We start from the raw sequence: 24,281 nt of genomic DNA, 5'->3' as shown, positions 1-24,281 counted from the left end.
GCTCCTACCTCACCAGCGCCAGCGGCCACGGCATCCGCGCCATCGACACCATCCACACCGCCCTCACCGGCAACCCCTGGCACCCCACCCACATCACAACCTGACCGTCCCCAACGCGGGGCCACCCGTGAATGGACACCTAGTCGCGAAGACTTTCGGCGTGCTCTAACCGAAGCTCGCCGGCTGGGCATTACGAGCGTCCGCGGCCCGCGCACTGAGCTTCCGGGATCCGAGATGATGATCCGGTGGCAAGAGACATCGGGCGATGGTTCTGCAAAAGATGACCTACGGATAGCCTTGGAACACACGGAAGGAACGGAATGGAAGTCATGGCCATGGCCTGAAGGCGTTTCATTTCCACAAATGCTGAGCACGGTAGCTGAAGACCTAATCTCTGCCGGTAACTCGCCAGGCGCCGGTGGTCTCGGAGCTGCCAAGGCGGTGACAGAATTGGAATACCTACTTCAGGCAGGGCTTAACGCTAGATATAATCTGGCGGATAACAGCATTCGCGGAATCGTCCAGATTGAGGAACATTCGGTAGCCTTGACTGACAGGGGTGTAGTGCAGCTCAATCGGCCACATTATGTGGTTTCGCTATCCCGGCTGGATGAGATGAACTGGTACGACCATCTCAGCGAGAAACCTTGGGTGGACAAGGAGAATTTCTTTCATTGCCTCGATATCGCTAAGGCAATGGTCTCGTCAGGAAAGATGGCGGCTCAACAGAGTCCCGGATAACCAGGTGTGCCCAGTATTGGACAAGTACCTTGAGCCTTGGTGCGAGGCCGCCAGTTTGCGGAGTCCGTAATTAGATCGTTCTCGGAACAACATTCGGAGAGAGCCACGGGGCTTGCCAAGCTAACCTGTCACATACTTCATCAAATGACGGATCGATGACATCCGAGTAGTTGTAGATATCGGTGATCCTCATTCCTAGAAGTTGTTCACTGAAGACCTTCGTTTCAGAATCACCCATATCTTTACGTGCAGCTACAAGGAATTCGCCGTACAGTCGTATGAGTATCGGCACTGGAGCGTTCGAGTAACTGGCTTGCATGAAGTTGTGAAATGCGGTGACGGCCCCGTCCGAACCGAATATGCTAATCCACGTTACAAAATCCGCCGTCAATGCGGGTATGTCGCCAAGTTTGTCCATCCCCTCTTTACCGACGGCAAGCATGTCCCGTAGTGCATTAATCATTGGCTTGTAGGTTTCGTATTTTCGCTCCGCAATTCGATCCGTAAGGTCACGGGCGCGCTGTGCTTCCAGGTCTGACAGTTTTGCGGATCGCGCGTACAAACCAGCTATAACTGCCGCTCCCGTGGCCGCGATCACCGGCACAAATGCGACAAGCAGCGTAGGCCAGACCCCTAATTCGTTCATGGCCACAAGGTCGTCGGTGAGTAAGCCGACGTTACTGCCGAATCCGGCTCTATGAGATCAAGGCGCGCCGCCGATGGCGGCGCGCTCGGCCCGGCGCGTTGGCACCGTGGACCGCATCCATCGCGGCACGGCCGGCTACCGCTCCGCTCACGCCGGCCGGCCAGCGCGGCGCAACCCACGACGGCAGCACCACCACCACCGTCGGCGCGCAGACCATCGGGGCAGCTGCCTCGAGCCGCGATCATCGAACACCGGGCCACCGGGGGCGGCACGCCAGCGGAACCGGACGCCACCACCGCACGTTGGGCCGGCATGGCGTGGTTGTGGGCGTTGTCGATCCCCGGGCTCGTCTGCCTGCTCGTGCTGCTCGCGGCGCTCGAGCGGTTCGGGTTGTGGGCCGGCCGGCGCAGCTGGCTTCCCGGCCGCGGCGACCGCACCCGCGCCACCATCGCCGGGGCGGGGGTCGAGGAGTTCGGCGCCTTCTTCTACGCGGGCAAAGCGGGACGAGCTCGAGCATCGCAAGTCCGAGCTCGTGCTGCCGGAGAGCGAGACCAGCGGCGACCCGCCCGGCCCGTTCGTACTGCGGCCCGTGCGGCGCGACGAGGGCTGAGCCGATGTTACCTGACAAACGTTAGGTAAGCGGCTACGCTACCTGACAAATGTCAGGTAGCAGGCGGCGACTGCGCCCGGAGGACCGCCGGGCGCTCATCCTCACGGCCGGCGCGGCGGTGTTCGCCGACGCCGGGTACGACCGCGCGACCATGCGGGCGGTGGCGACGGCGGCCGGCATCACCACCCCGGTGCTCTACGACCACTTCGCCTCGAAGGCCGAGCTCTACGCCGCCCTCGTCACGCGCGAGGCCGACGACCTCATCACCCGCTGGGAACGGGTCGGCGAGGAGGTCGCCGGCGCCGGAGGGTCCACCGAGGACGTGTTCCGCCGGACGATCGACGAGATCTACCGCTGGATCGAGGCGAACCCCACCGGCTGGCGGATGATCTTCCTCGACTCGCCGAGCGACCCGGCGGTCGCCGAGGCACACCGGCAGCGCCAGGAACGGGCCACCGAGGTGCTCGCCGAGCAGTTCGGCCGGGTCTCCGGACTCCGGCTTTCCGTTGCGCTGGAACGGGATCGCGCGGACCGGTTTCTCGCCGACGCTGCCAAGTGGACGGTCAACGCGATCGCCGCGTGGTGGTGGGCCAACCGCGACCTGTCCCGCGAGCAGGTCGTTGAGCTGACCGCGGACCTGCTGTGGCGGGGCCTCGCCGAGGTCACCGCCGACGAGTGAGAGGAGCGGTCATGGACGCGATCGACCGGTTCCGCGAGGCCGGGGAGACCCACGACATCGACCTCGCGATGACGGTCTGCGCCGACGACGTGGTGGTGCACTCACCGCTCACCGACCGGGCGACGTTCCGCGGGCGAGCCGAGGTGCGCGGGCTGTTCGAGGTCGTTTACGAGCAGCTCAGCGAGCTGCGCTACTCCGACGTCCTCGGGGACGGCCGCCGCTGGGCGCTGTTCGGCTCGGCAACCGTTGGCGGGCAACGGATCGAGGAGACACTGCGGCTGACCCTCGACGACGCCGGGCAGATCGTGGAGGTGACCCTCTACATCAGACCGCTGCCCGGCCTCGCCGCGGTGATGGCCGCGCTCGGCCCACCGCTCGCCCGCCGCTACGGCCGGTCCCGCCTCACCGCGGCGGTGCTGCGCGCGATGGTGGCGCCACTGGTGTTCCTCACCCGAGCCGGCGACCGCGCCGGGATCCCGTTGGCACTGCCCGAAAGCGGCCGCCCGGCGTAGGCGTCAGCCGGCGTGGGTGTCGAGGAAGTCGTCGATGTGGCGCCACGTCGTCGCGCGGGCGCCGCGGCCGGCCAGGACGCCGAGGTGGCCACCCGGGGCGGTCTCGAAGCGGACCTCGGCGGCGTTGTCCAGCACGTCGACGAGCTTGTGGACCGCGCGCTGTGGCGCGATGCCGTCGCCGGTGCCGGCCACCACCAGGACCGGCGCCTTGACCTCACGAAGAGATATCCGCCGGCCGCCGAAGTCGACCTCGCCCTCGGCCAGGTCGTTGGCGCGGAAGAAGCGGTGGTACATCTGGCCGAACGTGCGGCCCGGGTAGGCGACCATGTTGTCGGTGAAGCGATCCACGGCCTCCAGCTGCGCCAGGAAGTCCCGGTCGTCCAGGTGCGACGCGATCGCGTACGGCTTGGTGACCATCTTGTCGAACGCGGACAGCTGGAACGCGCGCTTGACCAGCGCCCGCGGCGCGCCGCCGAGCAGCCGGTAGACCGGGGTGAGAATCCAGCCGTTGGTGAGGTCGGCGAGCGGCTTGATCGGTGCGATGAGCGGGATCGCGGTCATGTCGATGGGCGCGGCGACCGTCGCGATCGAGGCGATCGGCAGGTCCGCCTGGTCCGCGTGGGTGAGCAGGGACAGGATCCCGCCGAGGCACCAGGCGACGACGTGCACCGGCGCGCCGCCCGCGTCCTTGCTGACCGCGCGGACCGTGCGCGGCAGCACCTCGTCGATCCAGTGCTCGAGGCCGAGGCGCCGGTCGGAGAAGCGCACCGTGCCGTAGTCGACGAGGTAGAGCCGGCGGCCGTCGTCGACCAGGTGCTCGGCCAGGCTGCAGCCGCGGCGCAGGTCGAAGCACAGCGCGGGCGCGGCGAGCGGTGGCACCAGCAGCACGGGCTCACCGCGGGGATCACCACCGACGAACCGGTACACCGACCGGTTGGGGCCTTTGTCGATCAACGTGCGCGGCATCGGCCGCAGGTCGGCGACGCCGCCGCGCAGCACCTTGTCCAGCACGTTCCCTGTCGCGTCCGACACCCGACTCACGACATCACCTCGCCAGGCTCGGCGACGCCGCTCGCGGTCGCCCTGTGATGATGACTCGCTCGCAAGCTCGCTCATGGCGAAGTCCCTCCCCCGTTCGGCCGACCATGACATCCTCCGCCGCGCTGGTCCGGTCCTCAACCGCGGGCCACACCACCCGATCGGATGGTTACGATGCCGGACATGGCGTCTACGGAGCGACCCAACTGGGCACCGGAGTCGATCGACCTGGATCGGCCCAACGCCGCTCGCATCTACGACTACCTGCTCGGCGGCGCGGCCAACTTCGCGCAGGACCGGGTGTTCGCCGACAAGCTCCTCGAGGTGATGCCCGAGGCCGGCCCGGCCGCGCGGCTGAACAGGGCGTTTCTGCGCCGGGCGGTGCGGTTCTGCGTCGAGTCGGGGATCCGGCAGTTCATCGACATCGGCTCGGGCATCCCGACCGCGGGCAACGTGCACGAGATCGCGCAGCGGATGGACCCCTCGTGCCGGGTGCTGTACGTCGACAGCGAGCCGGTCGCGGTGACGCACAGCGAGCTGATGCTGCGCGGCAACGACCGGGCCGGGACGCTGCGCGCCGACCTGGTCGAGCCCGACGCCATCCTGCGGTCCGACGAGGCCCTGCGGCTGATCGACTTCGCCGAGCCGGTCGCCGTGCTGATGGTGGCCGTCCTGCACTTCATCCCCGACTCGTCGGCGCCGCATGCCGCGGTGACCGAGTACGTGTCGACCATGGCCCCCGGTTCCTACCTCGTCCTGTCACACGGGGTCGAGCCGCCGTCCTCGGACCGGGCCGAGGAGGTCGAACAGCTCTACCAGCGCAGCGCCAACCCCGGAGTGCGCCGCTCACCGGACGACATCGCCCGGTTCTTCACCGGCCTGGACCTGGTGGAGCCCGGGTTGGTGTGGACGCCGCAGTGGCGACCCGAGCTCCCCGACGACGTCGGCGAGCACCCCGAGGCGTCGTTGGTCTACGCCGGGGTGGCGCGAAAGCTCTGACTCGCGGGTCCTGAGCGTTGGACTCGCGGGTTACCAGGTGGGGCGTAGAGGCATGTGGGACTCGGTGCCCTCCAACCGGACGCCGAGCATCTGGTGCAGCTGCACGCTGTTGCGCTCGAAGCCCAGCCGCGAGCCGGCCATGTAGAGCCGCCACACCCGGGCCCGGTCCATGCCGACCTCCCGGACCGCGTCGTCCCAGTGCTCGTCCAGGTTCGCGCACCAGGTCTCGAGGGTCTTCGCGTAGTGCTCGCGAATGTTCTCCCCGTGCCGGACCTCGAAGCCGTTGTCGTGCATGGCCGACATCAGGACGCCCGGGCTCTCCAGCTCACCGTCCGGGAACACGTACCGGTTGAGGAAGCCGCCCACCGTGGCCGGCTGCGCGTCGTCCGGCCGGGTGATGCAGTGGTTGAGCAGCCTCCCGCCGGGGCGCAGCTTGTCGTGCAGCGACCGGAAGTACTCGCCCAGCTGGGCCTTGCCGATGTGCTCGGTGAGGCCGATCGAGCTGACCGCGTCGAACCCGTTCTCCTCGACGTCGCGGTAGTCCAGGTGGCGGATCTCGGCGAGCTCGGTGAGCCCCGCCTCGGCGATCGCCTTCTGACCCCACTCGGCCTGCTTGCGCGACAGCGTCACGCCCAGCGCCCGCACGCCGTAGTGCCTGGCGGCGTGCATCACCATGCCGCCCCAGCCGCAGCCGACGTCGAGCAGCCGCATGCCGGACTCCAGGCCCAGCTTGCGCGCGACGAGGTCGTGCTTGGTCCACTGCGCCTCCTCGAGCGAGGAGTCGGTGTCCGGGTAGACCGCGCACGTGTAAGCCATCGACGGCCCGAGGATCCACGCGTAGAACCGGTTGGACACGTCGTAGTGGTGCGAGATCGCGTCCCGGTCGCGGGCCCTGGAGTGCTTGCGGCCGTGCAGCCGCGACTCCGCCGCCGGGCGCCTGGTGGGCCACCACAGCCGGTACGCGCCGAGCCGCATGGCCATCTCCAGCCGCAGCTTGGCCGGGATGCCTTCCAAGGTCGCGGCCGACATGCTGGCCAGCGCCGTGTACATGTCGCCGTCGATGTCCAGGGTGCCACTCACATAGGCCCGCGCGAGACCGAGCTCGCCGGGGGCGGACGCGAGGTGCGACATCGCCAGCGGCGAGCGCACCACCACCCGTACCGGCGAGTCCGGGTCGCCCGCCCTGCTTCCGTCGAACACCCGGAACTCAAGTGGAGCGTCGCGCCCGATCGCGCGCTCGAAGATTTCCGCCAGCCGCATGGTCGCTCCTTCCCGTTCTACTGGTTGCCAACGCACTTCGCGTACAGGTCGGGAAGCCGCCCCCGCGGGTCGTAGATCTTCTTCAGCTCCCGGTAGGTCTCCCCGTCGTACCGCGGCCAGAACTCATCCTCGGTGAAGTACGAATCGGAGTACAGCGACTTATGGCCACCCAGTTCGGTGACCTTGCTCTCGATCAGGCGGTTGTGGGTGCCGTCCGGCTGGCCCGGTCGCAACGGGACCGTGGCCCAGAACCCGACGTTGACGAACAACCGCCCGGGCGCCATGGGGTAGAGCGGCCAGCCGGTCGACTCACGCAGCTGGACCGGGCACAACCACACCGGCCGGATGCCGATCTCGCGGTCGAAGAAGTCGAGGAACTCGGCCAGCCGCTCGACCGGCACCTCGATGTCCTGGATGACCGCCTCGCGCGCGGGGTGGCCGAGGAACCGGTCGACCCGCGCGGACAGCCCGCGCCGCCGGTCCATGGCGACGATCCTGCGGTAGACGTCCGAGCGCAGGTACCGGCGCGGCCACAGCCTGCGGACCACCGGGTTCTGCACGCCGAGTGCCTTCGAGCACCAGAACCAGTCGGTGTCCCAGCGCCAGATGTAGTCACGCACGGTGAGAGTGTCCGTCACTCGGTCGCGGATCGACTGGTAGAAGATCCGCTGCCCGGTGTAGTCGGACACCTCGGTCGCGTGGTCGGTGAAGGTGCCGAGCGTCAGGTACATCTCGTCGCCGGAGAACACCGTGCCGTCGACGAACTCCAGCGTCTCGTCGGCGCAGTGCTCCTCGATGCCGGCGGCGCACGCCTTCGCGTCCGGATAGCGGACGTGCCGCAGTGCGACGTACGGCTTGGTCTGCTGGAGCTCGATGCGCAGCCGCAGCGCGTAGCCGAGCGTGCCGTAGGAGTTGGGGAACCCGGCGAACAGGTCGCGGTGCTCGTTGTCGCGGGTGGCCAGCACGACGTCGCCGTCCGGGGTGAGGATCTCCATCTCCAGCACCGACTCGTGCGGCATGCCGTTGCGGAACGAGCTGGACTCGATGCCGAGGCCGGCGACCGCGCCGCCGAGCGTGATGGTCTTGAGCTGCGGGACGACGTGCGGCATCAGGCCGTGCGGCAGGGTGGCGTCGACCAGGTGCTCGTAGGTGGTCATGCCGCCGACGTCGGCGGTGCGCGCCACCGGGTCGACCTCCAGGACGCCGGCGAACGCGCTGACGTCGAGGGCCTGGCGGCCGGGTGGCTCGCGGAAGCGGAAAAGGTTGGAGGTTGGCTTGGCGAGCCGGATGGGCACACCGGGCGGTTGTGCGACGAGCTGGGCCCGTAGCGCGTCCACCGCGCCGTCGTGGGCGATCCGTGCAGGTGAGCGGGTCACCCCACGATGCTAACCCCGATCACCGACAAGTTCGCGTCGCTAACGAGCCTGGTACTCGTCGAACAGCTCTGTGACATAGGCGAGGAAGAGGCCTGCCGCGCCGAGGACGCCCGCGATCGGGTGCAGCTGGGCGAAGCCGTAGGCCATCTCGCAGCCCTTGATCGACGGCGCCGACTCGCGGACGTCGGTGAACCAGTCGTAGAACGGCACCCGCGCCCCGGCGAGGTCCGGATGGATCAGCCAGCCGTACACGGCCAGCAGGTCCAGCGCGAACGGGCGGTTGCGCAGCGCCCACCGGTAGGTCTCGGAGAACTGGTAGAAGCGCTGCTCGACGCCGGTGGCGTACTGCCCGTGGCTCTCCGCGACGGCGACGCCGTGCTCGGTGGAGGCCTGCTCGGCCTCGCTCCAGGCCCGGTCGTGCGCGCCGCGGGTGGCCCAGGTGCCCTCGGCCACCCCGGTGATGTAGGTCGCCCACGTCGCCGAGCCCGGGTTGCCGAACCCGTCGTCGGACCGGCCGAGCGCGATCGCGATGCCCCGCTCGATGCCCTCCACGATGCCCGCGTCCACGTAGGACACCCAGGTGCCGGGCGCGCCGAGCCGGTGGTCGCGGAAGAACGTGATGACGCCCTCGATGTTGCGCCAGCGGTCGGTGACGCCGAGCTGCGCGCCGGGCCCTTCCTGCATGGCCCGCACGAACTCCAGGCGCTCGGCCATGGTCATGAGGTCGATGTCGGCCGCGGTGCAGTCGAGGGTGGCCGCGCACTCGGCCGGGGTGCGGCGCGTGTCGGCACCCGCGGGCGCGGCGAGGACCGACGCGAGGATGCCGAGCAGGGACAGGACCATCAGGGCACGCCGGCGCAGGGACATCGGCACTCCTCCACGTTGGGTGAGCATGATCTTACTGACGGGTAATGCGCTTGCCCATGGGTTCGGGTCGACCGGCTGACCTACGGCTCACCGACAGCACCCGTTACGGCGGCCGTGGCCGTGCTCCCCGAAGGCCCTACCCGGTCGCGACCACCGGCTGGGCGGGGACGAACCGCTGCCCCGCGACGCCGGCGACCACCCTGCTCAGCACGCGCCCGCCGAACCCGGAGACCCATCGCGGCCGGCGCGGGGATGTCTACTGATCAGGCGAGCGGTGTTCGTCGAGGAGACGGAGCTGGGTGATCACCTCGTGCGCGGCGTGGAACACCGGTGACAAGACGCTGCGGTGATAGCCAAGATCGTCCTCGGCGGCTTCGAAGATCATCGGCCCGTCGTAGGTCAGGGCGCGAAGCACAACGCGTCCTTCGGCGGGAAGTGACTCGTCGGTGTCCGGTCGCATGCTGGTCGCGTGAGCCGTCAGCTCCGCGAGGAAGGCTTCGTTCGCGCTGACGACCGCGGCGTGAGCTCCGCCTCCGATGATGCCGCCGCCCGTGCTCGTGTACAGGCTGGTGGTGCCGTTCCGAAGGCAGACCAAGCTGGCCGTGCCGTTCGGGTGGGCCGTTTCCATCATGCCGCCCCAGACCAGAGAGGAGCTCGGTGTTCGAGCCATTCCGTCAGCCGCTGGATCAAGGTGCAGAACCTGTCCGCGGAGGCCGTCGAAGACCCCGCCGCGTGCGGATCTCGCCGGCTGTGGATCTCGTTGCTTGCGCCGCTTGAACACTGCTGGAACCTACCTCCCCTGCGGGAGCTGGCAACGGCGCCAACTCCCGCAGGCAGCTCGACCAACTGTGTGGACCAGTCGGCCCGGCCGGGACGACCGCTACGTGAGGACCCGCGTCCCGCCCACGATGGGCAGGGACACGGTGCTCTTCGCCGGGTTGACGGTCAGCTCCGTGCCCGGCAGCGGGCGCAGGGTGTAGTGCATGTCCGTGGACACGACCACCAGGCCGATCCGGTGGCCCGCCGGGAACATGTAGTCGTCCGGCTCCAGCGGCCAGGTGAACGTGTACTCCTGACCCTGCTGGATGGGCGTGCTCTTCGAGACCGACTTGCGGTTCTGCACGTCCATCCAGCCGCGGGTGACCATCACCGGCGCGTCGGCGCTGCCGACCGGGCCGTAGTCGACCACGACCGCGGTCAGGTTGGCGGCGTACCGGTTGTCCACCGACGCCCGCAGCGACACCGACGGCGTCCCACTGAGGTGCGCGGCCGAGGACAGCGGCGGCGACACGTAGACGAGGCGGTTCGGGTTCGCGGTCTCCGGGTTCGGCAGCAGCGCCACGTCGGTGTCGAGCTCACGGCCGCGGTCCACGAAGGACTGGCGCGGCTTGGGACCCGACGGCGGGCGGACCGACAGCGTGCCCGGCTCGGTCGCCGACGTGGCGCCCAACCGGAGCGTGGTGGCGCGAGCGCCCGGCACCGGCCAGTCGGCGTACTTCTCGTACGTCCCGTCCGGACGCTGCACGTCGGCCGTCGGCTCGGCCATGATGCCGTTGTCCACGCCGAACAGCCAGTAGTCCATCCACCGGTTCAGCGTGCGCTGGTAGTCCGAGGTCCCGCGCGGGCCGCCGTGGCCGTCCTTGTGCAGCCAGATCTTGCGCGGCACGTCGTAGCGCTCCAGCTGCGACCACCAGGACGCGAACGCGCGCGGCATCACGTTGTAGTCCTCGAGCCCGTGCACCACGAACACGCTCGCCTTGACGTTCTTGGCCCGGTGCAGGTAGTCGCGCTGGTCCCAGTAGTCGTTGTAGTCACCGGTGGTCCGGTCCGCGTACTGCAGCAAGGCGTCGGTGAGGAACCGGCACTTCTCCAACCGCGGCCCCTCGATGAAGAACGCCAGCACGTCGAGGTCCTCGCCCTGGAAGCCGTTCTCGCCGACGCCGGACCGGTTCGAGTGCGGCGCGCGCACCATGCCGTTGGCCCGGTAGTAGTCGTACCAGCTGGAGATCGCCGACACCGGCACGATCGTCCGCAGGCCCTCGACGCCGGTGGTGGCCACCTGGTTGGGCAGCGTGCCGTTGTAGGACACGCCGGTCATGCCGACGTCGCCGGTGGTCCAGTCCGCGCTGACCGGCTCGCCGGCCTCGTTCCACGCGGGCGCGCGACCGTTCAGCCAGTCGATGATCGCCTTGGTGCCCAACGTCTCCTTCATGTCGCCGACCGTGGGGCAGCCGTCGGAGAACCCGGTGCCGATGCTCTCGCCGAGCACCACCGCGTAGCCGCGCGGCACCCAGTAGTCGTCCAGCGACCCGGGCAGGTCCGGTGCCGGCCCGCGCGTCGTGGCGGCCGCCGTACGACCCGACGACGAACCGTGGTCGCCGCCACGCGGTTGGATGCCTTCCTGCGGCAGCACGGAGAAGTCGACGTTGTGGTTCTCGGCGTCGCCGAGGTTGTAGCGGTACGGGCTGTGCTCGAAGATCACCGGAACCTTGATGCCCTGCGACTCGGTCTCCCCGGGTCTGGACAGCTGCAGCCGTACGCGGTCCTTCTTGCCGTCCAGGTCGCTGTCGACCTCGGTCTGCACGAACAGCGTCTCCTCGACCGCGTTCGCGAGGTCGAACTGCGGCTGGCTGACGCCGTCCTCGACCTTCAGCCACGACGGCGGCGTCGGCCGGTCGTCACCACGCGGCCCGGCCGCGGCGGGGGCGGCCGTGACCACCGTGACCAGCGGCACAAGGACCGCCATGAGCAGGGCCAACCGACGGGACATCCGCATGTGAGCCTCCGAACGACCGCAGGGCGAAGGATGGTCATCCTACGTCTAGGAAGGCCTTTCCGGGCAGCGTCGATGTCAGTGAGTTTCGACCGGGCTGTTGGTCTCGACGAGGTCGGTGGTCTACCATTGCCATCGCAAACCCTTCTTCGGATGACGTTTGCGACTGGCCTCGGCGGCCGCCACCGCCGGGGCCCTCTTCGTTTGGTTGGATCTCCACGTGACGATCGCCGTCGGCATCTTCGACCTATTCGCCTACTCGGTCCCGGGCGCGCTGTACCTGGGCCTGCTCTCCTACCTCGCCGTGCGGACCGGCGCCGTGGAGCCGGCCACCCTCAACGGGGTCAACAGCTTCGTGGTCGTGGCGGCCGCGGTGCTGCTGGCCTACCTGCTCGGCTTCGTCGCCTACCCGATGGGCGCGCTCATGGAACGCGTCGTGCCGCGGTTCGGGCGACGCGACGCGCGCGAGGAGTTCCTGCGCCGGACCCCGGTGGCACGCGACCGCGCGTACCCGAAGGCGGACACGTTCCTGCTGTTCGCCGGCCTGCAGCTGCACGCCCTGGAGGCGTCGGCGGACGTGTCCCGGCTGCGCGCGTCCGGCCTGATGCTGCGCAACTCCGCGCCGCCACTGCTGTTCGCGGCGGTGGCGGCGGTCGTCGAGATGGTCGCGGGCGACCGCCCGGTGCTCGCCGTGACGTGCGCGGTCGGGCTCGTCGCGACGGCACTGCTGCTGGTCGGCCAGGCCCGCAAGCTGTCCCGCTGGGCGACGATAAAGACCCTCGAGCTCAGCTTCTGGGTTCCCGACGTCGACGAGCGGTTCCGCGGCGAACCGGGCGGGTCAGCGTAGGCCGAGCTCGCGCGCGATCAGCATGCGCTGCACCTCGCTGGTGCCCTCGCCGATCTCCAAGATCTTGGCGTCCCGGTAGAAGCGGCCGACCGGGAACTCGTTCATGAACCCGTAGCCGCCGAAGATCTGCGTCGCGTCCCTGGCGTTGTCCATGGCGGCCTCGGACGCGACCAGCTTGGCGATCGCGGCCTCCTTCTTGAACGGCTCGGACCGCTCCATCTTCGCGAGCGCGGCGTAGTAGGCCAGCCGGGCGGTGTGCGCCCGCGCCTCCATGTCCGCGATCTTGAACTGGATCGCCTGGTACTCCCCGATCTTGTGGCCGAACGCCTCCCGCTCGCCGGCGTAGCGCAGGCTCTCGTCCACGCAACCCTGGGCGAGGCCGACCGACACCGCGGCGATCGCGATCCGGCCCTCGTCCAGGATGGACAGGAACTGGGCGTAGCCGCGGCCCCGGGTGCCGAGCAGGTTCGCCTCCGGCACCCGACAGTCCACAAAGGACAGACCGCGGGTGTCCGACGCGTTCCAGCCGACCTTCGAGTACTTCTTGGAGACGCTGAACCCCGGCGTGCCGGACGGCACGATGATCGCGGAGATCTCCTTGCGACCGTCCTTCATGCCGGTGACGGCGGTGACCGTGACCAGGCCGGTGATGTCGGTGCCGGAGTTGGTGATGAACTCCTTCGAGCCGTTGACGACCCACTGGCCGTTCTCGAGCCGCGCGGTGGTGGCGGTGGCGCCTGCGTCCGAGCCGCCGCCCGGCTCGGTGAGCCCGAACCCGCCGAGCATCTCCCCGGTGCACAGCCGGGGGAGCCACTCCCGCCTCTGCTCCTCGGTGCCGAACCGGAACACCGGCATCGCGCCGAGCGACACACCCGCCTCGAGCGTGATGGCGACCGACGAGTCGACCCTGGCCAGCTCCTCCAGCGTGACGCACAGCGCGGTGAAGTCGCCGCCCATACCGCCGTAGGCCTCCGGGAACGGCAGCCCGAACAACCCCATCCGGCCCATCTTCGCGACGATGTCGTACGGGAACGCCTCGCGCTCGTAGAAGTCGCCGATGACCGGCGCGACCTCCTCGTGCGCGAACTCCTCGACGGTCTTGCGCAATGCGTCGTGCTCGTCGTCCAGCCGAAAGTCGATCATGGCTGCGCCTCCTCCGGTGGGGTCACCACGGCAAGGGGTTGGTTCAGCGCGACCTGTTGGCCCGCCTGCACGTTCAGCTCGGTGAGCACGCCGTCCACCGGTGCGGTGACGGTGTGCTCCATCTTCATCGCCTCGACGACGACCAGCGGTGCGCCGGCCGCGACGTGGTCGCCGACCGCGGCCTTGACGACCAGCACGGTGCCTGGCATGGGGCTCGTGACCGGCCCGCCCGCGGCCGCCGACGCGGACTCGCCCGCCAGGAGCGAGTGCTCGGCCACCGCCCAGGTCGTGCCCCCCGCGGCGAGCCACAGCGTGTCGGCTGCCTCGTCGAGTGCGCGGTGGAACGAGGTGACCCGCCCGCCGAAGCTCACCTCGAGCCGGGCGCCGTCGCGCCGTGCCGCCGCCCGGACCGGCGCGCCGCCGTCGACGGTGACCTCCGCGGCGTCGGGCAGGCCGCGGACCCGCACGGTGACCTGCCGGTCGCCGCAGGCCAGCAGGAACGGGGTGCCGGTCGCGCCGCCGAGCCGCCAGCCGCCCGGCACGTCCCACGGGTCGGTCACGTCGCCGGCCGGCCGCAGGGCGATGAGCTCGTCGAGCGCCGCCGCGGCGAACACCGCGTCGGGCACGTCGGCCTTGGTGAGCCCGTCGAGCTTTCGTTCGACGAGCCCGGTGTCCAGCCGCCCGGCCCGCACGTCGTCGTCGGCGAGCAGCGCCCGCAGGAAGGCCACGTTGGTGCCGACGCCGAGCACCGCGGTCTCGCCGAGCCCGGCGGACAGCTTGCGCAGGGCCGACTCGCGGTCCGGTCCCCACGCGACGACCTTGGCGAGCATCGGGTCGTAGCTCGAGCCGACGACGGTTCCCTCGCGCAGCGCGGAGTCGACGCGCAAGCCCGCCGGCTCGGCCAGCGCGAGCACGGTGCCGCCGGTAGGGAGGAACCCGTGCGCAGGGTCCTCCGCGTAGACCCGGGCCTCGACCGCGTGCCCCCGGATGTCCACATCGGACTGACCGACGGCGAGCGGCCGCCCGGCGGCGACCAGGATCTGCTGCTCCACCAGGTCGATTCCGGTGACCAGCTCGGTGACCGGGTGCTCCACCTGCAGCCGGGTGTTCATCTCCATGAAGAAGAACTCGTCCGGGCGGTCGGTGGAGACGATGAACTCGACCGTGCCCGCGCCCTGGTAGCCGACCGAGCGCGCGGCGTCGGCCGCGGCCTCCCCCATGCGTGCCCGGTCCGCCGGGGACAGCAGCGGCGACGGCGCCTCCTCGACGATCTTCTGGTGCCGCCGCTGCAGGCTGCACTCGCGCTCGCCGAGATGGATGACGGTGCCGTGCGCGTCGGCGAGCACCTGGATCTCGATGTGCCGAGGGTTGGTGACGAACCGCTCGACCAGCAGCGTGTCGTCGCCGAACGCGCCCCGGGCCGCGCGCCGCGCGGACTCCAGCGCCGGGCGCAGGTCCCGCTCCCGGTCGACCCGGCGCATGCCCTTGCCGCCACCCCCCGCGGACGGCTTGACCAGCACCGGGAAGCCGACCTCGGCGGCGGCTCCGACCAGGTCGTCGTCGGACATGCCGGCGAGGTTGCGGCCGGGCACCACGGGCACGCCGGCCGCGCCGACGGTCTGCTTGGCGCGGATCTTGTCGCCCATCGCCTCGATGGCGGCCGGCGGCGGGCCGACGAACACCAGGCCCGCGTCCGCGCAGGCACGCGCGAAGTCGGCGTTCTCGGCGAGGAAGCCGTAGCCGGGGTGCACCGCCTCGGCGCCGGTCTCCCGTGCGGCCGCGACGACCGCCTCGATCGAGAGGTAGCTGTCCACGCGCACCGCCTCGTCGGCATCGCGCACGTGCCGGGCACCGACGTCGGCGTCGGTGTAGACCGCGACCGAGCGGATGCCCATGCGGGAGAGCGTGCGGTGGACGCGCACCGCGATCTCGCCGCGGTTGGCGATCAGAACCGTCGAGAACATCGGGCTCACATCCTGAAGACGCCGTAGCGGACGGGTTCCAGGGCCGCGTTGCCGGCGACCGACAGCGCGAGCCCGAGCACCTGCCGGGTGTCGGCCGGGTCGATCACACCGTCGTCCCACAGCCGCGCGGTGGAGTAGTACGGGTTGCCCTCGTCCTCGTACTGGTGCCGGATCGGGTCCTTGAACGCTTCCTCGTCCTCGACCGCCCACTCGCCGCCGCGTGTCTCGATCTGGTCGCGGCGCACGGTGGCGAGCACCGAGGCCGCCTGCTCGCCGCCCATCACCGAGATCCGCGCGTTGGGCCACATCCACAGGAACCGCGGCGCGTACGCCCGGCCGCACATCGAGTAGTTGCCGGCGCCGAACGAGCCACCGATGATCACGGTGAGCTTGGGCACCCTGGCGCAGGCCACCGCGGTGACCATCTTGGCGCCGTGCTTGGCGATGCCGCTGACCTCGTAGTCGCGGCCGACCATGAACCCGGTGATGTTCTGCAGGAACACGAGCGGGATCGAGCGCTGGTCGCACAGCTCGATGAAGTGCGCGCCCTTGACCGCGGACTCGCCGAACAGTACGCCGTTGTTGGCGACGACGCCGACCGGGTGGCCGTGGATCCGGGCGAACCCGGTGACGAGCGTGGCGCCGTACTCCTTCTTGAACTCGCGGAACCGGCTGCCGTCGACGACCCGGGCGATCACCTCGCGCACGTCGTACGGGGTGCGCGAGTCGGTCGGGACGACGCCGTAGAGCTCGCCGGGGTCGACCCGGGGCTCCTCGGTGGCCGCGGTCTCCCACGGTCGCCGGATCCGCGGTCCCAGCGTGCTGACGATCGAGCGGACGATCCGCAACGCGTGCGCGTCGTCCTCGGCCAGGTGGTCGGTGACACCGGACCGGCGGGCGTGCACGTCGCCGCCGCCCAGGTCCTCCGCGCTGACGACCTCGCCGGTGGCGGCCTTCACGAGCGGCGGGCCGCCGAGGAAGATCGTGCCCTGGTTGCGGACGATGACCGCCTCGTCGCTCATCGCCGGCACGTACGCGCCGCCGGCCGTGCACGACCCGAGCACGGCGGCGATCTGCGGGATGCCGCGGGCGGACATGGTGGCCTGGTTGAAGAAGATGCGCCCGAAGTGCTCGCGGTCGGGGAAGACCTCGTCCTGGCGGGGCAGGAACGCGCCGCCGGAGTCGACGAGGTAGAGGCACGGGAGGTTGTTGTGCAGCGCCACCTCCTGCGCGCGCAGGTGCTTCTTGACCGTCATCGGGTAGTAGGTGCCGCCCTTGACCGTGGCGTCGTTGGCGACGATCACACACTCGCGGCCGGACACCCGGCCGACCCCGGTGATGATGCCGGCGGCGGGCGCCTCGCCGTCGTACATCCCGGTGGCGGCGAGCGGCGAGAGCTCGAGGAACGGCGACCCGGGGTCGACGAGCGACTCGACCCGGTCGCGAGGCAGCAGCTTGCCGCGGTCGACGTGGCGCTGCCGGGCCTTCTCCCCACCGCCGAGCGCGGCCTGGGGGACCGCGCGCGCAGGTCGTCGACCAGGGCGGTGTGCTCCTTGGCGTACCGCTGGAAGGCGGCGTCGCCCGGGTCGGCCTCGCTCCGCAGGACGGGCGCGTCCATCTCGCTCCGCTCAAAAGTTAGTCATCGTTAACCTACGACCGCGATGTTAGCCGTCGCTAACGGGCCCGTCCACTCGGCTACAGGCGAAGGCGAGCGGGCCCCGGCACAGTGCCGAGGCCCGCTCGAGGGTGTTGGGCGAGGGGTCAGCCGGTCACGCCGACCAGCGCCGCGTAGTAGCCGCCGGAGTGGCCGGCCGCGGTCGGGTGGTAGGACTCGTCGATCGGCCAGGTGATGCTGTGCAGCCACCAGTCGTCGCCGGGCGCGCAGATCTCGTGGCCTGCGAAGGCCGAGCGGGCGTCGACGAAGTCGTAGCCGAACGCGCCCGCCCGGCCGGACACGACCTCGGCCAGCACGTCGGCGGACTGGTTGATCGCCGCGCGCTTGGTCTCGGACAGGCCGACCGCGCAGTCGCCGTTCAGGGTGTAGATGTGCGGGTAGCCGAGGACGACCACGCGCGCGCTCGGCGCCCGGTTGCGGATCTCGGTGTACACGCCGTCCAACCGGCCCGGCAGCTCGGTCCTGGCGAAGTTCTGGGCCTCCTGGTTGCGGCTCACGCAGGTCGAGTCCGAGCCGAGGTTGCAGTCGGTCATGACGTCGGCGAACCCGGCGTCGTTGCCACCGATGGAGATCGTGACCAGCTCGGTGTCCGGGGTGATCGCGCCGACCTGGTTGGCGAGCACGTCCGAGGTGACCGCACCCGAGCAGGCGACGAAGGAGAACGCCGCCGGGGCGTGCGAGTTCGCCCAGAGCTGGGCATAGGCGTTGGCGCTGCGTTTGCAGCCACCGCTGTCGCCGTAATCCCCCGCACCCGTTCCGGATGCGTAGGAATCACCGAGAGCGACGTATTTTCCGGCCGCGACGGAGGGATCGGCCGTCGCCGGCGCGGCAATTCCGATGAGGGAAAGGCACGCGAAGGCGGCGATGACGAGAGGGCGGGCAATGGGGCGAGCGAGGCGCATTTCTTTAACCTCCAGGGGAGGGGTTCCCGACGCCCAACATCATTACCGGAACCTAACCCGATGAGGAATCGCTTCGTTAGTCGTTAACCGTTGCCAGTAGTGCGACGAACGGCCCAACGCGCGCGGCGGAAGGGCCCGGCCGCGTGGCCGGGCCCTCCCAGGCGGGTGGCTCAGGCGACGCTCTCCAGCGGGTTGTAGTAGCCACCCCGCTGACCGGAGGAGTTGGGGTGGTAGGACTCGTCGATCGGCCAGGTGATGCTGTTCAGCCAGCGGGTGCCCGAGGCGCAGATCTCGTGGCCCGCGAAGGTGTTCCGCGCGTCGATGTAGGTGAACCCGTACGCGTCCGCGCGGCCGGAGATCACCGACGCGAGCACGTCCGACGACTGGTTGATCGCGGCACGCTTGGTCTCGCTCAGCCCGATCCAGCAGGTCCCGCCGAGCTGGTAGATGTGCGGGTACCCGAGCACCACGACCCGCGCGCTCGGCGCCCGGTTGCGAATCTGGGTGTACACGTTGTCCAGCCGGCCGGGCAGCGTGGTGCGGGCGAAGTTCTGCGCCTCCTGGTTGCGGCTCACGCAGGTCGCGTCCGAGCCGAGGTTGCAGTCGGTCATGACGTCGGCGAACCCGGCGTCGTTGCCGCCGATGGAGATGGTCACCAGCGCGGTGTCGGCGGTGACCGCGCCGACCTGGTTGTTGAGCACGTCGCCGGTCACCGCGCCGGAGCAGGCGACGAACGAGAACGTCGACGGCGCGTTGGCGTTGGCCCAGAGCTGCGGGTAGGAGTTGGCGCTGCGCTTGCAGCTGCCGCTGTCGCCGTAGCTGCCGGCGCCGGTGCCGGAGGAGTAGGAGTCACCGAGCGCGGCGTACTTGCCGGCCGCGGCGGAGGCCGGCGTGGCCAGCCCGACGACGGTCAGGGCCGCGAGGACCGCGGCGGCGAGGGTGTGAGTGATGGGACGGGTGAGGCGCATAGTTACCTCCGGGGCAGGGGTTCCCGATGTGCTCGATGATCGGTCGTGCCGCGCCGGCCGGGAATCGCCTCGTCAGTCCTTACCGTTGCCAGATTCCGAGGCGAACGGCCCAGTCCGGCGCGCCCCGGCACGGGCCTGGTTAGCGCCCGCTAACCGGCCGGTTACGATGACCGGGTGCCGACCCGCAGGGAGCAGATCCTCGCCGCCGCCGCGGAACTCTTTGCCCGGCACGGGTTTCACGGGGTGGGCATCGACGAGATCGGGGCGGCCGTCGGCGTCTCCGGCCCCGCCCTCTACCGGCACTTCCGCAGCAAGGACGCGATGTTGGGCGAGATGCTCACCTCGATCAGCGAGGTCTTGTTGACGGGCGGCCAAGAACGCCGGGACGCGAGCGAGCCGGCCGGGGTGCTGGGCGAGCTGGTCCGCTTCCACGTCGACTTCGCGCTCGACAACCCCTCGCTGATCACCGTGCAGGAGCGCAACCTCGGCAACCTGACCGAGCCGGACCGGCGCAGGGTGCGGGCCCTGCAACGGCGCTACGTCGAGGTGTGGGTACAGGCCATCCGGGACACCGCACCGGCCGTCGGCGAGCCCACCGCACGTGCCGCCGCGCACGCGGTTTTCGGCCTCATCAACTCCACACCGCACAGCCGGCACCTCGGTCGCGACGGAATGGCGACCATGCTGCGCGAAATGGCGCTCGGCGCCTTGGCCAGGACTCAGGTCGGCGAGCCATCCGACCTTTCACCCGCCGGCTGAAACCGCTTACAAATTCGTTCGTCCATCCGGGTGACCCGCCCCCGAGTGGCCCAGTTCGGTTAGTAGTGTTTCGGTCACGGATCCGAAACGGAGAGGTGAACGGTGTCGCAGCAGACCAACTGGGTTCCTACCTCGGTCGACCTCGAGAAACCCAGCGCGGCAAGGGCTTATGACTACCTGCTCGGCGGGAACCACAACTTTGCCGTGGATCGCGAGTTCGTCGACAAGTTGCTGCTCGTGCAACCGGAAGTCAAACGATTCGCGCTGATGAACCGGGCGTTCATGCGCAGGGCCGTCCTGTTCATGATCGAGCGGGGCATCCGGCAGTTCCTCGACCTGGGCTCCGGCATCCCGACGGTGGGCAACGTCCACGAGATCGCGCAGGCCGTCGATCCGGCCTCGCGCGTGGTCTACGTGGACAACGAGCACGTGGCCGTCGCGCACAGCCAGCTGATCCTCGAGAACAACGAGAACGCGGCGATGGTGCACGCGGACATCACCAAGCCCGGCCTCGTGCTCAACGACCAGGTGACCGGCCGGCTGCTCGACCTCACCGAGCCCGTCGGGATCCTCGCCATCACCATCGGCCACTACATCCTCGACGAGCACGACCCGGCCGGGGTGTTCGCGGCCTACCGCGACGCCGTCCCGTCCGGCAGCTACCTCACGCTCACCCACCTCACCGACGACTTCGCCGAGCAGAGCGTCCTGACCGAGGCGATGAAGAGCTCCCAGAACCAGGTCGTCGCCCGGACCAAGGCGCAGGTACTCGGTCTCGTCGGCGAGTACGAGCTGGTCGAGCCCGGGCTGGTGACCACCTCGCAATGGCGTCCCGAACGCGCGGACGAGGCACACCCGGAGTCCGAGGACGGCCTCTACGCCGGCGTTGCCCGGAAGGGCTGACCGGGCGACGGCACACCCGGCGGCTGGCGTCGCTGAGTATCGTCGTGACCACAGAATCATGGACAGGATTCCCGTGCCCGCCACGCCTCCCCCGATAGCCCGTCGGGAGGAGCTGGCGCGCGCATGGACCGCGAGCACCACCTCGTCGGCCTACATCCCGCGCGCCGTCGTGGAGGTCGAGGAGCTGCTGCTCGAGCTCGTCGACCAGCTGCTCGAGTCGCTCGCCGGTGACGATGCCGCGGCGGCCGGCACGCGGATCGGCGCACGGCTGGTGGACGAGGGCCTCGTCGACCCGAACGCGTTGCAGGCCACCATCGACGTGCTCACCGAGGGTCTGCTCGGCGATCTCCGGCAGACGCCGGACACCGAGTTCGCCAAGCGGACGGTGGCCATGCTCGGCGCGCTGTCCGCGGGCTACGCGGACGGGCTGCGCAACTACACCCTCACCCAGCAGGAACAGGTCAAGCAGGCGCTGTTCAACGCCATGGTGCGGGCCGAGCACAACCTGCGCGCCACCGAGAACCGGTTCCGCGAGGTGTTCGAGTCCTCCGCGGTCGGCATCGCGATCACCGACCTCGACGGCATGTGCATCGAGTCGAACCCGTCGCTGAGCCAGATCCTGGCCTGCCCGCCGGGCCGGCTCGCCGGCCGGATGCTGCACGACTTCTTCCTGACCAACGACGAGCTCACTGGTGCGCGTGGCACACCGGGCGACGTGCGGGCAGGCTACCGGCGGGTGCTGGACGGCGAGGCCGAGCGGGTGCACGAGCACCGCAGGCTGCGCAAGGAGGACGGCGACACCGCGTGGGTGTTCCTCGCGATCTCGTTGCTGCACGACGGGGCGGGCGCACCGGCGTACTTCGTGACGATGGTGCAGGACATCAGTGAGCTGCAGCTGCTGCAGGACCGGCTCGGTCACCAGCTGCTCTACGACGCGCTCACCGGCCTGCCCAACCGCCAGCACTTCGAGTCCCAGCTCGAGAGCACGCTCGGCCGGGCCGAGTCGGTGACGCTGTGCTTCGTGAACCTGGACGGGTTCGCCACGATCAACAACAGCCTCGGCCACCCGTTCGGCGACCGTCTACTCAGGACAGTCGCGCAGCGGCTGGGGAACGTCGTGGCGCGCGAGCGGGCACTCGTGGCGCGGATCGGCGCCGACGAGTTCGCCGTGCTCATCGAGGACCGGCCGGACACGCCCGACCTCAACCACGTGATCGACACGATCAACGCCGAGCTGGCCGAGCCGGAGTACATCGACGAGCGCGGTGTCGGGGTCGGCGCCAGCATCGGCGCGGTCCGCTGCCGCGCAGGCGAGATGTCCGCGACGGAGCTCTTCCGGGCGGCGGACACCGCGCTGCGGAAGGCGAAGGCCACCGGCAGGCGGCAGTGGGCCGGCTACCACGCCCGCGACGACGAGGAGGCCCGGCAGCGCGACGCGCTGGCCGCGGAGCTGCCGGCGGCGTGGGAGAACGGCCAGCTGAGCGTGCACTACGAGCCGGTGGTGCGACTCGGTGCCGAGCGCACGGTCGCCGCGCGGCCGGTGCTGCGCTGGGAACGTGCCGAGCCGCTGGCGCACCGGGACTGCCTCGAGCTCGCCGAGCGCACCGGCCTGTCCGTCCAGTTGGGACCGTCGATGCTGCGGGAGGTGTGCGCCCGGCTGTCCGAGCTGCGCACCGTCTTCCCGCAGGAGAGCGGCGCGCTGGTCCGGTTCCAGCTGACCAGGCTGCAGACCGGCGACGCGGACCTGGTGCGGGCCGTGCACCGGGCGATCAAGGACACCGACGCGCCGGCGAACCTGCTGGAGATCGGGCTCGACACCGCCGCGGTGCTGGACGACTACGGCGACGCGCGGGACAACCTGGAGGTCCTGGCCGAGATCGGCGTGTCGACCGGTCTGTGCGGGTTCCAGGGCGGGCCGCGCGAGCTGGACCTGCTGGCCGACACATCCGTCCGGACGGTCACGCTGGCCGCGGACGGCGCGGGCGCGGCGGGTCGGGACACGGCCGGCCCGGTGCTGCGCGAGGAGACAGAGCGGCTCGTGCGGGCCATCGTGGCCGGCGGCCGGGAGTGCTCGGTGCTGGACGTGCGCACCGAGGCCGAGGCCCACTGGTGGGCCGCGGCCGGCGCGACGAGCGCCCAGGGCGGCGTGTTCGGCCTGCCCGTCACGGCGGACAACCTGGCCACTCTTCCGGATCCGACCAGACCGGTCGCCGCCGGTTGAGCCCGGCTCGACCGACACTGATGGAAGATGTGGCCGTGGACCCGCATACCGACCCCGAACGGAACCGACGACTGGTGGACGCCGCGAGCACGGCGCTCGCGGCGATGAACGCCGGCGCCGAGGAGGACGCGACAGAACGGGTCATGGCGACGTTCCGGGCCAACCCGACCAGTGTCGAGGACGCGCAGGAGCTGATGCTGCTGCTGTTCCACGAGTGCAGCGCGATGGTCTCCGCGCTGGGGTCCGGCGGCACCGCGCCGGTGAAGATGCAGGTCTACGACAACGACGGCCAGGAAGTGCCGATCGACGAGGCCGACCCGCCGGTCCGCACCGCCGTGCGCACCCTGCTGGCCGAGGTCCACGGGGACACCGAGGCGGCCAAGACCCACATCGAGATCGCCCTGGCCAACGCAGCGCCGGAGGAGATGGTGACGCTGATGGTCCAGGCGCTGCGCTGGACGATCCGCCTGTCGCACGAGTGCAGCAGCCGGGACCTCCCGGTGGCCGACTGGATCACTCGCGCTCTGTCCTAAGCGTCGGTGCCCCAACGCTGACCGAGGGCGTAGCGGGTGCCGTCCGGGTCCTCGAACATCGACCACCAGCCGAAGAACCGCTTCGACGGCGGCTCCGGGAACGTCACGCCCTTCGCGGACAGCTCGCGGTAGGTGGCCGCCACATCGTCGGCGTAGAAGAACACCGGGGAGTTCGGCACGCCGTCCCGCTCGGCGCCCGAGGACCAGCCCGGCCGGCGCTTGCTCAGCACGAGCTTGGTGTTGCCGCCCGGCGTGCGCACCGCGAGCCAGCGCTCCTCCCCGTACGGCGAGTCCTCGGCCAGGTCGAAGCCCATCGTGTCGACCCAGAACTGCTGGGCCCGCTCCTGGTCGCCGACGTCCTGGTCGAGGAGGTCGCCGGCGCGGGACAGCGACGAGCCGCACGACGCGCGCCGCCGCTACTACCGGCTGACGCCGCTGGGCCGCGAGGCCGCCTCGCGGGAGACCGCGCTGCTGGCCCGCCTGGTCGACGTGGCCGCGGCGGCCGGCCTGCTGGGCAACCGCGAGTCGGCATGAGGAGCCGGGCCCGCGCGCTCACGCCGCACCTGTTCGTCCGGGACGTGACCGCCGCGATCGCCTTCTACCGCACGGCGTTCGGCGCGGTGGAGCTGTTCCGCAACGTGCTGCCGGACGGCACCGTCCTGTCCATCGAGCTCGCGGTCGGCGACGCGCGGCTGCTCGTCAGCGAGGAGGTGCCGCGGCTGAACGCTGGCCCCACCCAGCGTCGGCGGCAGCCCGGTCCTGCTCCTGCTCGAGGTCGACGACGTGGACGAGATCATCCGCCACACCCCACCGACGCCTGACCCTTGACTACCTGACCTACTCGGTCGGTCCCGGGCCGTTCCCC

The 24,281-nt window shown here is 70.1% G+C and carries 23 protein-coding genes and 1 pseudogene; 11 read left to right on the top strand and 13 right to left on the bottom strand.

All coding sequences use genetic code 11. The features are described from left to right. The first annotated feature begins 234 nt into the window (after positions 1 to 234). Complete coding sequence (locus tag GEV28_RS01715) at positions 235 to 741, top strand: hypothetical protein (protein WP_291407816.1); 507 nt, start codon at positions 235 to 237, stop codon at positions 739 to 741. 70 nt (positions 742 to 811) lie between these two features. Here the strand turns inward: GEV28_RS01715 and GEV28_RS01710 are convergent, their stop codons facing one another. Then, positions 812 to 1,387 carry a hypothetical protein gene (locus tag GEV28_RS01710; protein WP_291407814.1) on the bottom strand — a complete coding sequence of 192 codons (576 nt, stop codon included), beginning with the start codon at positions 1,385 to 1,387 and terminating at the stop codon, positions 812 to 814. A 659-nt stretch (positions 1,388 to 2,046) separates the two neighbouring features. Here GEV28_RS01710 and GEV28_RS01705 point away from each other — a divergent pair. Then, positions 2,047 to 2,676, top strand: coding sequence for a TetR/AcrR family transcriptional regulator (locus GEV28_RS01705; protein ID WP_291407812.1), 630 nt, complete (start codon positions 2,047 to 2,049; stop codon positions 2,674 to 2,676). An 11-nt stretch (positions 2,677 to 2,687) separates the two neighbouring features. Continuing rightward, positions 2,688 to 3,188 (top strand): nuclear transport factor 2 family protein, encoded by a 501-nt coding sequence (locus GEV28_RS01700; RefSeq protein WP_291407810.1) that lies wholly within the window; start codon positions 2,688 to 2,690, stop codon positions 3,186 to 3,188. Positions 3,189 to 3,191: 3 nt separating this feature from the next. On the opposite strand, the gene GEV28_RS01695 is transcribed toward GEV28_RS01700, so the two are convergent. Continuing rightward, positions 3,192 to 4,229 (bottom strand): alpha/beta fold hydrolase, encoded by a 1,038-nt coding sequence (locus tag GEV28_RS01695; RefSeq protein ID WP_291407808.1) that lies wholly within the window; start codon positions 4,227 to 4,229, stop codon positions 3,192 to 3,194. A 180-nt stretch (positions 4,230 to 4,409) separates the two neighbouring features. Between GEV28_RS01695 and GEV28_RS01690 the strand changes: the two genes are divergently transcribed. Next, the gene (locus GEV28_RS01690; protein ID WP_291407806.1) at positions 4,410 to 5,225 is read left to right on the top strand and encodes an SAM-dependent methyltransferase; all 816 of its coding nucleotides are present in this window, start codon (positions 4,410 to 4,412) and stop codon (positions 5,223 to 5,225) included. A 30-nt stretch (positions 5,226 to 5,255) separates the two neighbouring features. Here the strand turns inward: GEV28_RS01690 and GEV28_RS01685 are convergent, their stop codons facing one another. The 5 genes from GEV28_RS01685 to GEV28_RS01665 form a co-directional block, all read right to left on the bottom strand. Then, positions 5,256 to 6,485 carry a class I SAM-dependent methyltransferase gene (locus GEV28_RS01685; RefSeq protein ID WP_291407804.1) on the bottom strand — a complete coding sequence of 410 codons (1,230 nt, stop codon included), beginning with the start codon at positions 6,483 to 6,485 and terminating at the stop codon, positions 5,256 to 5,258. Between the two features lie 17 nt (positions 6,486 to 6,502). Continuing rightward, positions 6,503 to 7,822 carry an FAD-binding oxidoreductase gene (locus tag GEV28_RS01680; RefSeq protein WP_291407822.1) on the bottom strand — a complete coding sequence of 440 codons (1,320 nt, stop codon included), beginning with the start codon at positions 7,820 to 7,822 and terminating at the stop codon, positions 6,503 to 6,505. 78 nt (positions 7,823 to 7,900) lie between these two features. After that, complete coding sequence (locus tag GEV28_RS01675) at positions 7,901 to 8,728, bottom strand: hypothetical protein (RefSeq protein ID WP_291407802.1); 828 nt, start codon at positions 8,726 to 8,728, stop codon at positions 7,901 to 7,903. Between the two features lie 256 nt (positions 8,729 to 8,984). Further along, positions 8,985 to 9,509 carry a hypothetical protein gene (locus GEV28_RS01670; protein WP_291407800.1) on the bottom strand — a complete coding sequence of 175 codons (525 nt, stop codon included), beginning with the start codon at positions 9,507 to 9,509 and terminating at the stop codon, positions 8,985 to 8,987. A gap of 99 nt (positions 9,510 to 9,608) precedes the next feature. Beyond that, positions 9,609 to 11,504, bottom strand: coding sequence for a Xaa-Pro dipeptidyl-peptidase (locus GEV28_RS01665; RefSeq protein ID WP_291407798.1), 1,896 nt, complete (start codon positions 11,502 to 11,504; stop codon positions 9,609 to 9,611). 217 nt (positions 11,505 to 11,721) lie between these two features. On the opposite strand from GEV28_RS01665, the gene GEV28_RS01660 reads away from it, so the two are divergent. After that, on the top strand, positions 11,722 to 12,348 hold the full coding sequence (locus GEV28_RS01660; RefSeq protein ID WP_291407796.1) for a hypothetical protein: 627 nt from the start codon (positions 11,722 to 11,724) through the stop codon (positions 12,346 to 12,348). On the opposite strand, the gene GEV28_RS01655 is transcribed toward GEV28_RS01660, so the two are convergent. The 5 genes and pseudogenes from GEV28_RS01655 to GEV28_RS01635 form a co-directional block, all read right to left on the bottom strand. After that, positions 12,340 to 13,491 (bottom strand): acyl-CoA dehydrogenase family protein, encoded by a 1,152-nt coding sequence (locus GEV28_RS01655; protein WP_291407794.1) that lies wholly within the window; start codon positions 13,489 to 13,491, stop codon positions 12,340 to 12,342. The genes GEV28_RS01660 and GEV28_RS01655 overlap by 9 nt on opposite strands. Next, on the bottom strand, positions 13,488 to 15,455 hold the full coding sequence (locus tag GEV28_RS01650) for a biotin carboxylase N-terminal domain-containing protein (protein WP_291407792.1): 1,968 nt from the start codon (positions 15,453 to 15,455) through the stop codon (positions 13,488 to 13,490). The genes GEV28_RS01655 and GEV28_RS01650 overlap by 4 nt, the downstream gene beginning before the upstream one ends. A 5-nt stretch (positions 15,456 to 15,460) precedes the next feature. After that, positions 15,461 to 17,073: pseudogene (locus tag GEV28_RS01645) on the bottom strand (carboxyl transferase domain-containing protein). A gap of 143 nt (positions 17,074 to 17,216) precedes the next feature. Continuing rightward, entirely contained in the window at positions 17,217 to 18,032 is an 816-nt protein-coding gene (locus GEV28_RS01640) for an SGNH/GDSL hydrolase family protein (RefSeq protein ID WP_291407790.1), read from the bottom strand. Between the two features lie 170 nt (positions 18,033 to 18,202). Next, the gene (locus GEV28_RS01635) at positions 18,203 to 19,000 is read right to left on the bottom strand and encodes an SGNH/GDSL hydrolase family protein (RefSeq protein ID WP_291407788.1); all 798 of its coding nucleotides are present in this window, start codon (positions 18,998 to 19,000) and stop codon (positions 18,203 to 18,205) included. A 174-nt stretch (positions 19,001 to 19,174) separates the two neighbouring features. On the opposite strand from GEV28_RS01635, the gene GEV28_RS01630 reads away from it, so the two are divergent. The 4 genes from GEV28_RS01630 to GEV28_RS01615 all read left to right on the top strand — a co-directional run bounded on the left by GEV28_RS01630 (position 19,175) and on the right by GEV28_RS01615 (position 23,416). After that, the gene (locus GEV28_RS01630) at positions 19,175 to 19,759 is read left to right on the top strand and encodes a TetR/AcrR family transcriptional regulator (RefSeq protein WP_291407787.1); all 585 of its coding nucleotides are present in this window, start codon (positions 19,175 to 19,177) and stop codon (positions 19,757 to 19,759) included. 102 nt (positions 19,760 to 19,861) lie between these two features. Then, the gene (locus tag GEV28_RS01625) at positions 19,862 to 20,662 is read left to right on the top strand and encodes an SAM-dependent methyltransferase (protein WP_291407785.1); all 801 of its coding nucleotides are present in this window, start codon (positions 19,862 to 19,864) and stop codon (positions 20,660 to 20,662) included. Between the two features lie 58 nt (positions 20,663 to 20,720). Then, on the top strand, positions 20,721 to 22,883 hold the full coding sequence (locus GEV28_RS01620; RefSeq protein WP_291407783.1) for a diguanylate cyclase: 2,163 nt from the start codon (positions 20,721 to 20,723) through the stop codon (positions 22,881 to 22,883). A gap of 20 nt (positions 22,884 to 22,903) precedes the next feature. Further along, on the top strand, positions 22,904 to 23,416 hold the full coding sequence (locus GEV28_RS01615) for a hypothetical protein (protein WP_291407781.1): 513 nt from the start codon (positions 22,904 to 22,906) through the stop codon (positions 23,414 to 23,416). Here the strand turns inward: GEV28_RS01615 and GEV28_RS01610 are convergent. Continuing rightward, complete coding sequence (locus GEV28_RS01610) at positions 23,413 to 23,730, bottom strand: VOC family protein (RefSeq protein ID WP_291407779.1); 318 nt, start codon at positions 23,728 to 23,730, stop codon at positions 23,413 to 23,415. The two genes, GEV28_RS01615 and GEV28_RS01610, sit on opposite strands and share 4 nt — an antisense overlap. A 1-nt stretch (position 23,731) precedes the next feature. Here GEV28_RS01610 and GEV28_RS01605 point away from each other — a divergent pair, with 1 nt between their 5' ends. Both GEV28_RS01605 and GEV28_RS01600 read left to right on the top strand, forming a co-directional pair. Beyond that, complete coding sequence (locus GEV28_RS01605) at positions 23,732 to 23,950, top strand: hypothetical protein (protein ID WP_291407777.1); 219 nt, start codon at positions 23,732 to 23,734, stop codon at positions 23,948 to 23,950. Next, positions 23,947 to 24,237: a hypothetical protein gene (locus GEV28_RS01600; protein WP_291407775.1), complete on the top strand. Its 291-nt coding sequence runs from the start codon at positions 23,947 to 23,949 to the stop codon at positions 24,235 to 24,237. Before GEV28_RS01605 ends, GEV28_RS01600 begins: the two co-directional genes overlap by 4 nt. Positions 24,238 to 24,281 lie beyond the last annotated feature (44 nt).

This window comes from Actinophytocola sp., from assembly GCF_009379765.1.
Lineage (GTDB): Bacteria > Actinomycetota > Actinomycetes > Mycobacteriales > Pseudonocardiaceae > Actinophytocola.
The sequence above is the reverse complement of the archived record's forward strand: the minus strand, read 5'-3'. Positions and strand labels throughout refer to the sequence as shown.

What these genes read in the sequence shown, in the direction of transcription:
- GEV28_RS01715 (WP_291407816.1), top strand. Translation starts at nt 235, where the DNA reads ATGATGATCCGGTGGCAAGAGACATCGGGCGATGGTTCTGCAAAAGAT.
- GEV28_RS01710 (WP_291407814.1), bottom strand. Translation starts at nt 1,387, where the DNA reads ATGAACGAATTAGGGGTCTGGCCTACGCTGCTTGTCGCATTTGTGCCG.
- GEV28_RS01705 (WP_291407812.1), top strand. Translation starts at nt 2,047, where the DNA reads ATGTCAGGTAGCAGGCGGCGACTGCGCCCGGAGGACCGCCGGGCGCTC.
- GEV28_RS01700 (WP_291407810.1), top strand. Translation starts at nt 2,688, where the DNA reads ATGGACGCGATCGACCGGTTCCGCGAGGCCGGGGAGACCCACGACATC.
- GEV28_RS01690 (WP_291407806.1), top strand. Translation starts at nt 4,410, where the DNA reads ATGGCGTCTACGGAGCGACCCAACTGGGCACCGGAGTCGATCGACCTG.
- GEV28_RS01685 (WP_291407804.1), bottom strand. Translation starts at nt 6,485, where the DNA reads ATGCGGCTGGCGGAAATCTTCGAGCGCGCGATCGGGCGCGACGCTCCA.
- GEV28_RS01675 (WP_291407802.1), bottom strand. Translation starts at nt 8,728, where the DNA reads ATGTCCCTGCGCCGGCGTGCCCTGATGGTCCTGTCCCTGCTCGGCATC.
- GEV28_RS01665 (WP_291407798.1), bottom strand. Translation starts at nt 11,504, where the DNA reads ATGCGGATGTCCCGTCGGTTGGCCCTGCTCATGGCGGTCCTTGTGCCG.
- GEV28_RS01655 (WP_291407794.1), bottom strand. Translation starts at nt 13,491, where the DNA reads ATGATCGACTTTCGGCTGGACGACGAGCACGACGCATTGCGCAAGACC.
- GEV28_RS01650 (WP_291407792.1), bottom strand. Translation starts at nt 15,455, where the DNA reads ATGTTCTCGACGGTTCTGATCGCCAACCGCGGCGAGATCGCGGTGCGC.
- GEV28_RS01640 (WP_291407790.1), bottom strand. Translation starts at nt 18,032, where the DNA reads ATGCGCCTCGCTCGCCCCATTGCCCGCCCTCTCGTCATCGCCGCCTTC.
- GEV28_RS01635 (WP_291407788.1), bottom strand. Translation starts at nt 19,000, where the DNA reads ATGCGCCTCACCCGTCCCATCACTCACACCCTCGCCGCCGCGGTCCTC.
- GEV28_RS01620 (WP_291407783.1), top strand. Translation starts at nt 20,721, where the DNA reads ATGGACAGGATTCCCGTGCCCGCCACGCCTCCCCCGATAGCCCGTCGG.
- GEV28_RS01615 (WP_291407781.1), top strand. Translation starts at nt 22,904, where the DNA reads ATGGAAGATGTGGCCGTGGACCCGCATACCGACCCCGAACGGAACCGA.
- GEV28_RS01610 (WP_291407779.1), bottom strand. Translation starts at nt 23,730, where the DNA reads ATGGGCTTCGACCTGGCCGAGGACTCGCCGTACGGGGAGGAGCGCTGG.
- GEV28_RS01600 (WP_291407775.1), top strand. Translation starts at nt 23,947, where the DNA reads ATGAGGAGCCGGGCCCGCGCGCTCACGCCGCACCTGTTCGTCCGGGAC.